The sequence below is a fragment of the Varunaivibrio sulfuroxidans genome, assembly GCF_029318635.1.
Classification (GTDB): Bacteria; Pseudomonadota; Alphaproteobacteria; order Rhodospirillales; family Magnetovibrionaceae; genus Varunaivibrio; species Varunaivibrio sulfuroxidans.
Window position 1 is genome coordinate 1838944 of record NZ_CP119676.1, and the last position, 12680, is coordinate 1851623.

General features: G+C 60.4%; 11 protein-coding genes. 5 read left to right on the forward strand and 6 right to left on the reverse strand.

Features of this window, described 5'->3' with window-relative positions; genetic code table 11:
• Positions 1-71: 71 nt before the first annotated feature.
• Positions 72-1076, reverse strand: coding sequence for an NAD-dependent epimerase (locus tag P3M64_RS08700; RefSeq protein WP_132937706.1), 1005 nt, complete (start codon positions 1074-1076; stop codon positions 72-74).
• A gap of 147 nt (positions 1077-1223) precedes the next feature.
• On the opposite strand from P3M64_RS08700, the gene rfbF reads away from it, so the two are divergent.
• Positions 1224-2051 carry a glucose-1-phosphate cytidylyltransferase gene (rfbF, locus tag P3M64_RS08705; RefSeq protein WP_456119826.1) on the forward strand — a complete coding sequence of 276 codons (828 nt, stop codon included), beginning with the start codon at positions 1224-1226 and terminating at the stop codon, positions 2049-2051.
• Positions 2052-2134: 83 nt separating this feature from the next.
• Here rfbF and P3M64_RS08710 read toward each other — a convergent pair whose 3' ends face one another.
• Both P3M64_RS08710 and P3M64_RS08715 read right to left on the reverse strand, forming a co-directional pair.
• Positions 2135-3637 carry a tetratricopeptide repeat protein gene (locus P3M64_RS08710; RefSeq protein ID WP_132937705.1) on the reverse strand — a complete coding sequence of 501 codons (1503 nt, stop codon included), beginning with the start codon at positions 3635-3637 and terminating at the stop codon, positions 2135-2137.
• A gap of 1 nt (position 3638) precedes the next feature.
• Positions 3639-5087: a tetratricopeptide repeat protein gene (locus tag P3M64_RS08715; protein WP_165886202.1), complete on the reverse strand. Its 1449-nt coding sequence runs from the start codon at positions 5085-5087 to the stop codon at positions 3639-3641.
• 272 nt (positions 5088-5359) lie between these two features.
• Here P3M64_RS08715 and P3M64_RS08720 point away from each other — a divergent pair, with 272 nt between their 5' ends.
• Both P3M64_RS08720 and P3M64_RS08725 read left to right on the forward strand, forming a co-directional pair.
• Entirely contained in the window at positions 5360-6235 is an 876-nt protein-coding gene (locus P3M64_RS08720) for a radical SAM protein (protein WP_132937703.1), read from the forward strand.
• Positions 6236-6444: 209 nt separating this feature from the next.
• The gene (locus P3M64_RS08725) at positions 6445-8169 is read left to right on the forward strand and encodes a methyl-accepting chemotaxis protein (RefSeq protein ID WP_132937702.1); all 1725 of its coding nucleotides are present in this window, start codon (positions 6445-6447) and stop codon (positions 8167-8169) included.
• A 38-nt stretch (positions 8170-8207) separates the two neighbouring features.
• Here the strand turns inward: P3M64_RS08725 and arsC are convergent, their stop codons facing one another.
• The 3 genes from arsC to P3M64_RS08740 all read right to left on the reverse strand — a co-directional run bounded on the left by arsC (position 8208) and on the right by P3M64_RS08740 (position 10434).
• The gene (gene arsC, locus P3M64_RS08730) at positions 8208-8552 is read right to left on the reverse strand and encodes an arsenate reductase (glutaredoxin) (protein WP_132937701.1); all 345 of its coding nucleotides are present in this window, start codon (positions 8550-8552) and stop codon (positions 8208-8210) included.
• Positions 8553-8577: 25 nt separating this feature from the next.
• Positions 8578-9741: a mechanosensitive ion channel family protein gene (locus P3M64_RS08735; RefSeq protein ID WP_132937700.1), complete on the reverse strand. Its 1164-nt coding sequence runs from the start codon at positions 9739-9741 to the stop codon at positions 8578-8580.
• 102 nt (positions 9742-9843) lie between these two features.
• Positions 9844-10434 carry a regulatory protein RecX gene (locus P3M64_RS08740; RefSeq protein WP_132937699.1) on the reverse strand — a complete coding sequence of 197 codons (591 nt, stop codon included), beginning with the start codon at positions 10432-10434 and terminating at the stop codon, positions 9844-9846.
• A 126-nt stretch (positions 10435-10560) separates the two neighbouring features.
• Between P3M64_RS08740 and P3M64_RS08745 the strand changes: the two genes are divergently transcribed.
• Both P3M64_RS08745 and P3M64_RS08750 read left to right on the forward strand, forming a co-directional pair.
• Positions 10561-11340 (forward strand): ABC transporter permease, encoded by a 780-nt coding sequence (locus tag P3M64_RS08745; protein ID WP_132937919.1) that lies wholly within the window; start codon positions 10561-10563, stop codon positions 11338-11340.
• 161 nt (positions 11341-11501) lie between these two features.
• Positions 11502-12677 carry an aspartate aminotransferase family protein gene (locus P3M64_RS08750; protein WP_243644668.1) on the forward strand — a complete coding sequence of 392 codons (1176 nt, stop codon included), beginning with the start codon at positions 11502-11504 and terminating at the stop codon, positions 12675-12677.
• Positions 12678-12680 lie beyond the last annotated feature (3 nt).

The following is a 12680-nucleotide window of genomic DNA, read 5'->3' on the forward strand; positions in this document are numbered from 1 at the left end:
AAAAACCACGCGCCTGCTTCGGGCCTCGGCCCTCGGGCGCGCCGCGAATCCGGGCGGACGCGCGTGGACGTTCAAATTTTATAAAAATCCTTGTACCAGGCGACGAAGCGGGCGACGCCGTCCTCGACACTGGTCGTCGGCTGATAACCGACCGAGGTCTTCAAATCATCGACATCGGCCCAGGTCGCGGGCACGTCGCCCGGCTGCATGCCGAGCATGTTCTTTTTCGCCTTGAGTCCCAGATTATCTTCCAGCACCTCGATATAGCGCATCAGGCTTTCCGGTTTGTCGCTGCCGATATTGTAGACGCGAAACGGCGCGGATTTGCTCTCGTGGGGCATTTCCGGGGCGGCGGCGGCGGCGGGCGTCGGAATATGATCGAGCACCCGAAGCACACCCTCGACGATATCGTCGATATAGGTGAACGAGCGCTTCATGTCGCCGTGATTGAAGACGTCGATCGGCCGCCCCTCCAAGATCGCCTTGGTGAACAGGAACAAGGCCATGTCCGGGCGGCCCCATGGACCGTACACGGTGAAGAAGCGCAACCCCGACGTCGGAATCGCGAACAGGTGGCTGTAGGTATGCGCCATCAGTTCGTTGGCCCGCTTGGTCGCGGCGTACATACTGATCGGATGATCGACCCGGTCGGTCACCGCGAACGGCATTTCGGCGTTGGTGCCGTACACCGAACTGGACGAGGCGAACACCAGATGGCGACACTGCACCGCGCGGCACCCTTCCAGGATATTCAAAAATCCGACGATGTTGCTGTCAACATAGGAATGGGGATTTTCCAAGCTGTAGCGCACGCCCGCTTGGGCCGCCAGGTTAACCACCTTTTGCGGTCGGTGCTTGGCGAACACGTCCTCGACGGCGGTGCGGTCGTCCAGGTCAATGCGCGCCTCGGTGAAGTTGGGGTGATCCTTGATTCGCGCCAGACGGGCCTCTTTCAGGCGCACGTCGTAATAATCGTTAAGATTGTCGATGCCGACGACGCTGTGGCCGGCGTCGAGCAGACGTCGGCTCAATTCGCTGCCGATAAAGCCCGCGCTGCCTGTAATTAAAATGGTCATGAATCTACCGAGAAAGAGAAACCGAGGGGGAAACGAAGTCGGAAATATAGAGGAAAGGACATCACCCTCAAAGGAATTTCCACCATCGCCGCGCGGTCGGTCCTGCGCTTGTGTTTGGCCGGACCATCGGGTATTCCTGTCGGTCGTATGGCCCCACCGTCGGACGGCGATGGAAAACAGGGGGTCGATGGTGGAGAATTGGATATGAAAGTCGTCATTTTGGCCGGCGGTTTGGGCACGCGTATCGCCGAAGAATCCGACCTTAAGCCAAAACCGATGATCGAAATTGGGTCGATGCCGATCCTCTGGCACATCATGAAGATTTACGCCGCCCATGGTCTCACCGAGTTCATCGTCTGCCTCGGCTACAAGGGCTACATTATCAAGGAATTTTTCGCCAACTACGTCCTGCACCGTTCCGACGTTACCTTGGACCTGGCGAAAAACGAGATCGTCTACCATTCCTCCGAGGCCGAGCCGTGGAAGGTCACACTGGTCGAAACCGGCCTGCATTCGATGACCGGCGGGCGCATCAAGCGCGTCCGGCCCTATCTTCATCCCGATGAAAGCTTCTGCATGACCTATGGCGACGGCTTGTGCGATGTCGATATCGGCAAGCTGATCGCCTTTCACAACGAAAAGAACCGCGAGGCCACATTGACCGTCGTGCGCCCGTCGGGGCGCTTCGGCAGCACCCGGATCGAGGGCGACGACGTCACCCGGTTCACCGAAAAACCCGCCGGCGAGGGCGACTTTATCAATGGTGGGTTCTTCGTGCTTAGGCCCGAGGTTCTCGATCGCATCGAAGGCGACGATACGGTGTGGGAGAAAGCGCCGATGGAAAGTCTGGCCCAAGACCGCCAACTCGCCGCCTTCCGCCACGACGGTTTCTGGCAGCCGATGGACACGTTGCGTGAAAAACGCCTGCTGGAAAATCTCTGGGCCTCCGGCGACGCGCCATGGAAGGTCTGGTAACTTTCGTCACCGCCCCCCATCCATTTCCGCACGACGACCGATCACGCCCCGTCGGGTAATCGCTCCTAAGCGCGGGCGGCGCCTTAAGCGTCGGGAGTCCCGGACCCCGGCGCGCCGGGCGGCGACGCCTTATCGGAACGCTCTTCCTCCTCACCGATGCGCCACCATTCCTCGCCGTCCCCCTCCCGGTCATCCGTCCCCGTGCGCACCGTCTTGGCGTTCGTCCCCGGCAATCGGCTTTCGGCGTAGGCGATGTTGCGCTCGGTGACTTCGATCATCTTAGGCGCGGCCAGGGCCACATAGATATCGCGCGCGGCGACGAACGCTCCTAGGGCCTCCTCGAAGTGGCCGACGTTCCCCGACATGTTGCCAAGCAAAAACAAAGCCGACCCCAAATTGTTCTGACCCGCCGCCCACAACGCCGGACTGGCCTCTCTGGAACGCACTTCGAGGGCGTGGCGACAGGCGTCGATGGCCCGTTCGACGAGTTCGTGATTGCCCATTTCACGCCCCAAAACCTGCGCCGCCTGTCCGAAATTGGTCATCACCTCGGCCCACAGACGGGGCGTCCTGGCCCGGTTGAAGACCTGCAGGGCGTTTTGATAAAGAGTCAGGGACTCCTTAATTCCCGCGGTTTCACCGCTAATCAGGTCGAGCTTGTACAGCACCTCGCCCAGCCGATTATTCGCCGACGCCCAGGTCAGCGGCGCGGCCTCGCGGCTGAGGCGCTCAAGCGCGGAGCGGTAGCATTTGGCGGCCTCCTCCAGGGTCTCGATATCTCCCTCGGCCCGCTCGGCCATGGTTTGCAGCACCGCGCCCAGATTTCTCTGGGTACGCGCCCAGCCCAAGACGTCGTCGCCGGAAAGCCCCTTAAGCGCGTTGCGGTAAGGCTTGAGCGACAACGCATACAGTTCGCCGACACCCAGGCGCTGAGCAAAAATCGCCAAGGCGTTGGCGTAAACCATTTCGATCGAAGCCTTCTCACGCCCGCTAAGATCGAGTGGCAAGGTTTTGAAGCCCGCCGCGCAGGCCTCCAGCAACGGAGGGAGCAACGTCTTGATCAGATGTACCTTGGCGTCGGTCGGCACGTTGGTGGCCGCCAGGGTGCACAGAGTGAAAATGGCGTCCAGCGGCGGCGTCATCACAACCGGCATCTTCAGCAACGTCAACGGCTCGATCGCGCCGGGAGGGTCGTCGTCGATAATCGGCGGTGCGGCGAAAAAGACATGCAACGTCGTCCCCGGCGGCGGCACATCGCCCCACACGATCACATCGGCGCCCAATTTCGTTAACTCGCCTTGCGCGCTTTGCGCGCAGGCCCGCAGAGCGTCCTCGCGGCTGCCCTCGGCGGCGATCGCCGGCAGCGACGCCAACGTGCGCACGCGAAATTCTTTTTGCGCCCCCAAAATTTCCAGAATCGCCGCCGATTGATCTTGCCCGGCGGCGTCAATGAACGGCGACACCCGAATATCGATCCGTCCGACGGATGGACCAAGGCCGAACAACCGGGACCAAAAGCCAAGACGGGAAGGCGGATCGGGCGGAGCGTCCCGAGAAGGAGGCGATGCGGGTTTGGGTGTCGCCATCTCAACTCCCGGCGGCGGCGGCGCTCTTCCGGCCCTTAAGAGAGGCCATCATCTTATCGCTCATTTCCAGCAACGCCGTGCGGATCGCGCCCATCGGCTGAAGCCAGTCGTTTTGTTGCGTCTGACGAAAAATTCGCACGGATGGGTACCACGGCGTATCCGCGCGCCCATCCATCCAAAACCAATCGCTGCGACGCGCGGCGAGGAGCCATACCGGGCGTCCCATCGCCCCGGCCAGATGGGCTATCGGCGCATTGACCGTGATCACCAAATCCAGCTGTGCGATCGCCGCCGCCGCGTCGGACAAATCGTCGAAGATCGCCCCCATGTCGGTAATCAGCGGCGCGCAAGCGTGGGTGTGCAAATCTCCCGCCTTCTCTCCTCCTTGAAGGGAAAAAAAGGCGACCCGAGGCACCCCCATCAGGTCGATAAAGGTCTCAAAAGGGCAGTTATCCTGGGCCGTTTCTTCACAATCGGGCGCACCGTTCCAAACGAGACCGACCTTAAGTTGGATATTTTCCCGGGTGGGAACGTGGATCGTGTGTAACTCGGGAGGGCGAACGTAGGGCGTCAGCGTGGCGAGCGCCGCCCAGTCCGTCTTGAGCAGGGCGGGCAGGGATCCTAGGGAAACATGATAATCAAAATCATCCACCCCCGTGCCGGCGATAATGACTTCGTCCACGCCATCAACGCCGGTCAAAAGGCGCGCGGTTTCCGCCGGACTTTCGAGCAGGACGCGGCATCCTTGTTTTTTGGCCCGGGGAACGAACCGCGCGAACAGCAGCGTCTCGCCAAGCGTCGGCTCGCCGTGGATAAGGAGGGTCTTGCCGGCCAGGGGCTGGCCTTGCCAGCGCGGCTTTGGCGTATTTCCCCAAGAAACCGGAGAAACCTTTTCCCGCCAGTCGTAATCCGCGAAGCCCGCCTCGAAATTGCCCTTGAGCAACCAGGTCTTGGCCCGTTCCAGACGGCATTCGGGGAAGTCGGGCGCCGCGTTCAGCACTTGTTGGAAAAACCCCAGCGCCACGTCCGCGCGCCCCAAATCCCTGAGCGCCAGCCCCATGTTAAAGATCGCCTGCCGCGAGTGCGGACTGATTTTCACGGCTTTCTGGCCGGCGACGGCGGCTTGCTCGAAGCGCCCCAGATCGCGGAAGACATGACAGAGGTTGATATAAACCCCTTCCAAGTCGGGGTTGAGCGCCAGGGCGTGACGATAACAGGCGATGGCGGCTTCCCGCTTGCCCTGCGCGCGCATCGCCGCGCCCAGATTGGCGAACACTTCGGCCACCTTCGGATCCAATGCGATCGACCGGCTATATCCGCGCACCGCCTCGTCCAGGTTGCCGCGGCGATGATGGTCGGACGCCATGGCGAACAAACGCCGGGCCTCTTGAACACGGACCGGATGGCGTTGTTCCGCCACATCGGATTCCACAGGTGCGTTGTTTGGCATGCTGGCTTCCTGTCGCGCCATGGACATCTCGTTATCATCTCCGGTTTTTGTCGTTCCCGGATATTGCTCGCCTCGCATCCACACGGAGCCGCGCGCGCGTCGGCGCATACAGCACGATGTGGTGCCCCTTTTTGAAAGTGACAACTCTTTAAAGTTACCGAGCCTTGGTCTTCGCGTTGCCGAACATCCCGATAGTATTGAATTTTGACGGACTTTTCGCAAGTCTTGGAAATGTTTTTGTCGTAGCCTCCGCCCGGCGTTAGATTGTCCTCATGATCACCTATGACATGCCGCTGTACCGCCCGCCCTCGGAGGGGCGAAACCTGATCATCCAAGCGACGCTTGGATGCAGCTTCAACGCCTGCACCTTTTGTTCGATGTACAAGGACAAGAGCTATCGCGCGCGCGCGCTGGGCGACGTCTTCGCCGATATCGACCGCGCCCACGCCGTCTGGCCGGACGCCGGGCGCGTCTTTCTGGCCGACGGCGACGCCCTGGGCCTGCCCGGCGATCACCTGCTACGCATTCTCGAACGTTTGAAAGAACGCTTTACCGGGCTGACGCGGGTTTCGTGCTACGCCACGCCGATCAACCTAAAACGCAAGACTCCCCGGGAATTGACGGCACTCAGGGCGGGTGGGCTTTCCTTGTTATACTTCGGCCTCGAATCGGGTTCAAACACGGTGTTGAGGGCGGTCCGCAAAGGCCGCGCCGAGACCATGGTCGAGGCCCTGCAGAAGGCGGCGCAAGCACGCATGAAGGTCTCCGCCACGGTCATTCTGGGCCTTGGCGGGCGCCGCCTATGGCGCGAGCATATCAACGCCACCGCCGAACTGCTCAACGCCGCGCCGCCGACCTATCTATCCACCCTCCAACTAACCCTCGAACAAGCGATCGAAAGGCATTTCCTCACGGCCTACGACGGCGGTTTCGACGCCCAAGACGACTTGGCCGTTTTGCATGAACAGCGCCACCTCATCGCCGCAATCGACTCCGCGAAGGGGATCATTTTTCGTTCCAATCATGCCTCCAACTGCCTCGCGCTCGCCGGCGTCTTACCAAAGGATCGCAACCGCTTGATCGATGAAATCGACCGCGCGCTCAAGGGGCGTACGCGGTTGCGCCAACCTGCCCTACGCCATCTCTAAAAAACCGACACGAGCGGGGCTGTCGTGCGCTTGCCGGGCTCTATTTAACAAAAATAATATGTATAAATTTATCATGTGTAACTTAGAGTGATCGTCCCTATGTCTCAGTGAACCCCCTTGCGAGGGACTTGTTGCATACCCTCCACCACATGTTTTAAGAATTCTCCCAACGCACAGATGCGTTGCTTGAAATAAAGGAACAGGCCGCTATGACCGTTACGTTTCGCTTGGGCGCCATCTTAATCGCCATTTTGATTGTTTTTTCCGGCGCATCGGCGGTAACTTTCTTCAATCTTGGCTCCCAAACGAACCGATTGAGCGCCGCCAGCGAAGAGGCCGCTGCGGTCGGCGACAGGGCGATCCCGCTGCTCTCGTCGATCAAGGAAATCAAAATAGACGTTATCCAGGTACAGCAATGGATTTCCGATATTTCCGCGACGCGCGGCCAAGACGGCCTGAACGACGGCCTGGACGTCGCGGCGCAATTTGCCGGAAAATTCGCCGAGGACGTCAAAAAAGCCCGCGCCCTCGCCGGCTCCATGAATCACGCGGACGTGGTCACGGCGCTCGACGCAGCGACGAAGGCGTTCGACCCCTACTACCAAACCGGCATAAAAATGGCGAAAATTTATATCGAACAGGGACCCGCCGGGGGCAATAAAATGATGCCCAGCTTCGATGCCGTCGCCTCGGAAATCGGCAAAAGCATGGATAGCTTGACGTCTCTCGTCGAAAAAGCGACCGATGCGCGCCTCGCGGCCCTTGCCGGCGCCAACAAGGCCCTCGAAACGGGAAACGCTCAGATTATCCGCATCAACCTCATCTTGGCCGGGGTCGGTTTTTTGATCGCCCTGGGCGGCGCGCTTTATTTATACCGGCTTATCAAGGGCAGTATCGATGCTCTACTCGATGACATCACCAAAATTTCCGATAAAAACTATGGCGCGGGATTAAGTTTAAGCACGGCGCGCAAAGACGAATTTGGCCGCGTCGCGAAAATCTTGCACACCGCGATGGAGCGTCTGGCCCAGGCCGACCAAGCGGAAATCGACCGTCAGGACGTCGAGCGCAAAAATCTCGAAGCGCGCCGCCGCCAAAGAAACGATCTCGCGGAAAGTTTCCAATCCAGCGTCGGTCACGTCGTCGAGGCGGTATCGTCGGCGGCGACCGAATTGCAGGCCTCGGCCAAGTCGATGTCGGCGACGGCGGAACAGACCTCAAGCCGTTCGGGCGCGGTGACCAGCGCCGCCGAGGAAGCTTCGAGCAACGTGCAAACGGTGGCCAGCGCGGCGGAGGAACTGTCCAGCTCGATCAGCGAAATCTCGCGCCAGGTTTCCCAATCGACCCAGATCGCGGGCACCGCGGTGGCCGAGGTCGATGGCACCAACGCCAAAATTCAGGGCCTCGCCGAGGCCGCCAATAAAATCGGCGAGGTCGTGGCGCTGATCACCGACATCGCCGATCAGACCAACCTGCTGGCGCTCAACGCCACCATCGAGGCGGCGCGCGCCGGCGAGGCGGGCAAGGGCTTCGCCGTCGTCGCCTCCGAAGTCAAGAACCTGGCCAACCAGACCGCCAAGGCGACCGAGGAAATCGGCGCCCAGATCGGCGGCATCCAGGGGGCCACCCGCGAGGCGGTGGAGGCCATGGGGTCGATCGGCAAAGTCATCGGAGAGATGAACGAGATCGCCTCGGCGATCGCCGCCGCGGTCGAGGAACAGGGCGCGGCGACCCAGGAAATCGCCCGCAACGTCGAGCAGGCCTCCGACGGCACGTCTCGGGTGTCCACGAACATCATGGAGGTCACTCAGGCCGCGACCGAAACCGGGCAATCCTCAGCGGAAATCCTATCGGCGGCGACGGAGCTTTCCCGCCAGTCCGAATCCTTGCGCGGCGAGGTTCAGCGTTTCATCGTCCAAATCCGCGAAGACTAACGGGGCCGCCGGGCGCGCCTCGACAACCTCTTATGAGTTTATAAGAGAATGTCGAGAACGCTTTCGGGAGGCCGTCCTAGGGCGGCCTTACCGTTCTTAACAACGATTGGACGCTCGATAATCCGCGGGTGGGCGACCATCGCCGCAATCACGGCGTCGTCATCCAGCGCGGCGATGTCCAACCCTTCCTCTCGGGCCTCCTTGACGCGTACGATGTCTTTCGGGCCCTTGCCCAGCTTGGTCAAAATATCGCGCAACGTGGCGGCGTCCGGCGGCGTTTGCAAATATTCCACAATACGTGGCGATATTCCTTTTTCCTCGATCAGCGCTAGGGTCTGTCGCGATTTGCTGCATCGGGGATTGTGATAAATTGTCGTCGTCATCACGGCGTATCCTTTATCGTTTCGGTCATAAAGATGGAGGAGGGGTGTCGTTCGGAGGCAAAAAGGTCTCCGCCTGGTCGGCGCCCGGCGTTTCGACGTACAGCGAACGCGACGGAAAAGCGAACGACGATCCCGCCCCCTCGACAACTTCCTTGACGTGATAGGCGAGCTGCTCCTTGATCGCCAGCCATTCCCCCCAAACGGTCGTCTTGGTGAAGCAATACAGCATGATATCGATGGACGAGTCGTTGAACCGGTCGATACGCACGAACATCGCCACCTCGGGCGGCTTGGCGAAATCGTCGCCGGCCAACACATAGGCCTCGATATCGTCACGGATTTGGCGCAACTGGGCCACCGTGGTGCTGTAAACGACGCCGATTTTCCAATAAATCCGCCGGTGGGTCATTTTCGAAAAATTGACCACGGCGGTATCCGATAGCTTCGAATTGGGAACGTACACCGGCGCCTTGTCGAAGCGGCGCACCAAGGTAGAACGAAAGCCGATACTTTCCACGGTGCCCTCGACGGTGCCTTCGACCAAGATCCAGTCGCCTTGATTGAAGCGCTTTTCCGCGATCACCAGAAGACCCGCGATCAAGTTTTTAAACAGGTCTTGCGCACCCAGGGCGACGGCCACGCCAAACAGCCCCAGTCCGGCGATCAGCGGCCCCACCTGAATCCCCCAGATTTGCAGGATCGTCGCCGCGCCGATAAAAATAATCGCGGCCTTGATCGCCTTGACCAACCATTCCAGCATCGCCGCGGTGAACAGCTTTTCCAAACGCTTGAGGCCGTCGCTTAGGGGCGCCACGGCGCGGTGAAAGGCCCAGAAGATCGTGAACACGATCAGGCTGCGCACGATATTGTCGCCGAGCAGAGCATACGTGCTTCTCAGATTGAGAAAATCGACGGCGAAAAACGCACCCAGAACGATGGGAATAAACTGAATGGGTGGTTCGAGAACATCGACAATTCGATTGTCGATGTCGGTCTTTGTGCGCCGGGTCCAGGCTTCGAGCCGCGCCATGATGAAGGCGCTGACGACCCGCCGCAACACAATGAAGACAAGAAAAATACCCATCGCGCCCAGAATATGCCCGATGTCAATCCCGAGGACCCCGGTGCGCCAGACCTGGACCACCAACACCCAGAATTTTTCCAACTTCACTCCAATGTCTTGACCCATGACACCCCGAATACGTTAAAAAATGCGCCCCCGCATGGCGACGGTCCCCAGAGGTATCATGACTGCGCAATTTTCGGAAGGCCCGGCCTCATGTCTCACGCTTCACGCCTCCGGGTCCTCGGGGACGGCGTCGATGATGCGCCGGGCGGTATCGTAGGAAAATCCGGCGCGCGCCAGGGCCGCCATGTCCTTATCGCGGCGCACGGCGCGGGTGGCGGCGGGCGCAAAGGACCCCAACCTGCGCCTGCGGGCGAAGCGCAACGCCGCCTCGAATTCTTCATCCTGCGCCGAAAGCTCTTCTCCCGCGCCGTGCTTTTTTAGCGCCTCTTCGATGAGCTCCCCATCCACGCCCTTTTGCAAAAGCTTGGCCCGAATGGCCCGCGCCGAGTTTCCTTGACGACGTAAACTCGCAACCCGCGCCTCGGCATAGGCGCGGTCGTCAAGCAACCCCGAGGCGACAAACCGCGCGATCAACGCATCCACCCAGGTCTCGCCCTCCTTGGGGTCGGCGCCGTGATGATAGGCCGATTTGACGACTTTACGCATCAGCACCGCGCGCAAATTAGCCGCCGATGAGGCAAACCGTTCGAGGTAGTATAACGCCGCGTTCTCCAGATAGCGCGGCGTCACCTCGCGTACGCGCGAGGCCGCCGTGTTTTTTACCGCGCTTTTTTTCGATTTTTCTCTCTTCATCGACATAAAATCCTACATTGCGGCTTCACGTGGGGTGGCGTGCGCGGCTCTTTTCCCTATATTACCCCACATGCGCCCGCCGCCCGCAACGGCGACAATCTCGACAGTCCCGAGGAAACGAAAAACATGGACAATCTTGCCGGCAGTAACTGGATCGGCCTGGGCACCCTTTATGTGCGCGAGGTGCGCCGCTTTCTAAAAGTTTACACGCAAACCATCATTGGCCCAGTGGTTACGACACTATTATTCTTAGCCGTTTTCGTTCTGGCGATGGGACGTTCGGTCAGGATGGTCGGCGACATCCCGTTCACCGAATTCCTCGCCCCCGGCCTGATTATGATGGCGATGGTGCAAAACGCGTTCGCCAACACCTCGTCCTCGATCGTGATTTCGAAAGTCCAAGGCAATATCGTCGATACCCTGATGCCGCCGCTGACCGCCCACGAACAAACCCTGGCGATCGCCATGGGCGGGGCGACCCGGGGTGTCGTGGTGGGCGTCGTCGTCGCCGCGGTGGTCGCCCTTTTCGTGCCCCTGCACATCCATCATTTCGGCTATATCCTATTTCACGCGGTGGGGGCGTCTTTGATGCTTTCCTTGCTCGGGCTAGTGGGGGGCATCTGGTCCGACAAGTTCGATCATATCGCGGCGGTCACCAACTTCATCGTGACCCCACTGTCATTTTTGTCGGGCACTTTTTATTCGATCAGCCGGCTGCCGGAAAATTTTCAGTTTTTCGCCCATATCAATCCCTTCTTCTACATGATCGACGGTTTTCGCTATGGCTTCATCGGCGTCGCCGACGCGCCGCCCATGCGCGGACTTGCGGTGATTTTCTTCGTCAATCTGGTGTTGTGGGTCATTTGCTATCGCATGTTCAAGACCGGCTATAAACTGAAGGCGTGAGCCTTCAGTTTCCGCCCAAACCCCCGCCACCACATACCGTCATCCGTTGACACCACGATGAAATAGCGTTGACAGCCCCGGTGCGGGGCCAGATACTCTCCGGCTTTCCGTAATTTTACGGTCCGCGATGTCGCGGCCACAGCCAGTTGAAGGAGAGAATTGTGATCCCCGCGTTGATGCCAACGTACGCTCCCGGCGATGTCGTGTTCGAAAAGGGCGAAGGCGTTTATTTATACGACGTGGACGGCAAGCGATACCTGGATTTCGCCGCCGGCATCGCCGTCTCCTCGCTGGGCCATTGCCACCCCCATCTGGTGGCGGCGCTGCATGCGCAGGTGGATAAATTGTGGCACCTGTCGAACATGTACCGAATCCCCACGCAGGAGCGCCTGGCCCAACGGCTGGTCGATGCCTCCTTCGCCGACAGCGTGTTTTTCACCAACTCCGGGGCGGAGGCGGTGGAATGCGGCCTAAAGATGATCCGTAAGTATCACGACGACGCCGGAAATCCAGAAAAGTACCGCGTCATCGCGTGTCGCAACGCCTTTCACGGGCGCACCCTGGCGACCATCGCCGCCGGCGGCCAGGAAAAGCATCTTCAGGGTTTCGCCCCGGCGATGGACGGCTTCGACCATGTCGCCTTCGGCAATCTAAACGAACTGCGCGCCGCCATCACCCCCCAGACCGCCGCCATCCTGGTCGAGCCGGTGCAGGGCGAGGGCGGCCTGCGCGCCGCCGACCCCGAATATCTAAAGCGCCTGCGCAGTGTCGCCGACGAGTTCGGCCTGCTTTTGATGTTCGACGAGGTGCAGTGCGGCATGGGCCGCACCGGCAAGCTGTTCGCCCATGAATGGGCCGACATCCGCCCCGACATCGTCGCCACCGCGAAGGGCATCGGCGGCGGCTTCCCCCTGGGTGCGTGTCTCGCCACCGAAAAAGCCGCCGTGCTCGGCGTCGGCAACCACGGCACCACCTATGGCGGCAACCCCCTGGCGACGACGGTCGGAAACGCGGTTCTCGATGTTATTTTGGAAGACGGCTTTCTCGGTCATGTGGTCGAGGTCGGCGGCGCCCTCAAGGCCGGGCTCGACGATCTGGCCCGGCGTTTCCCCCAGGTCTTCGTCGAAAGCCGAGGCCAGGGCTTGATGCTCGGCTTGAAATGCGCCCCCGGAGTCGAAAACCGCGATCTCAAAAAGACCCTGGAGGACGCCGGTCTTCTGGTCGCCCCGGCCGGAGAAAATGTGCTGCGCTTTCTGCCGCCGCTGATCATCGAACAAGCGCACGTCGAGGAGGCCCTGGGCATTCTCGCCGCGGTCGCCGCCCGGCAAGCGTCTTAAGGA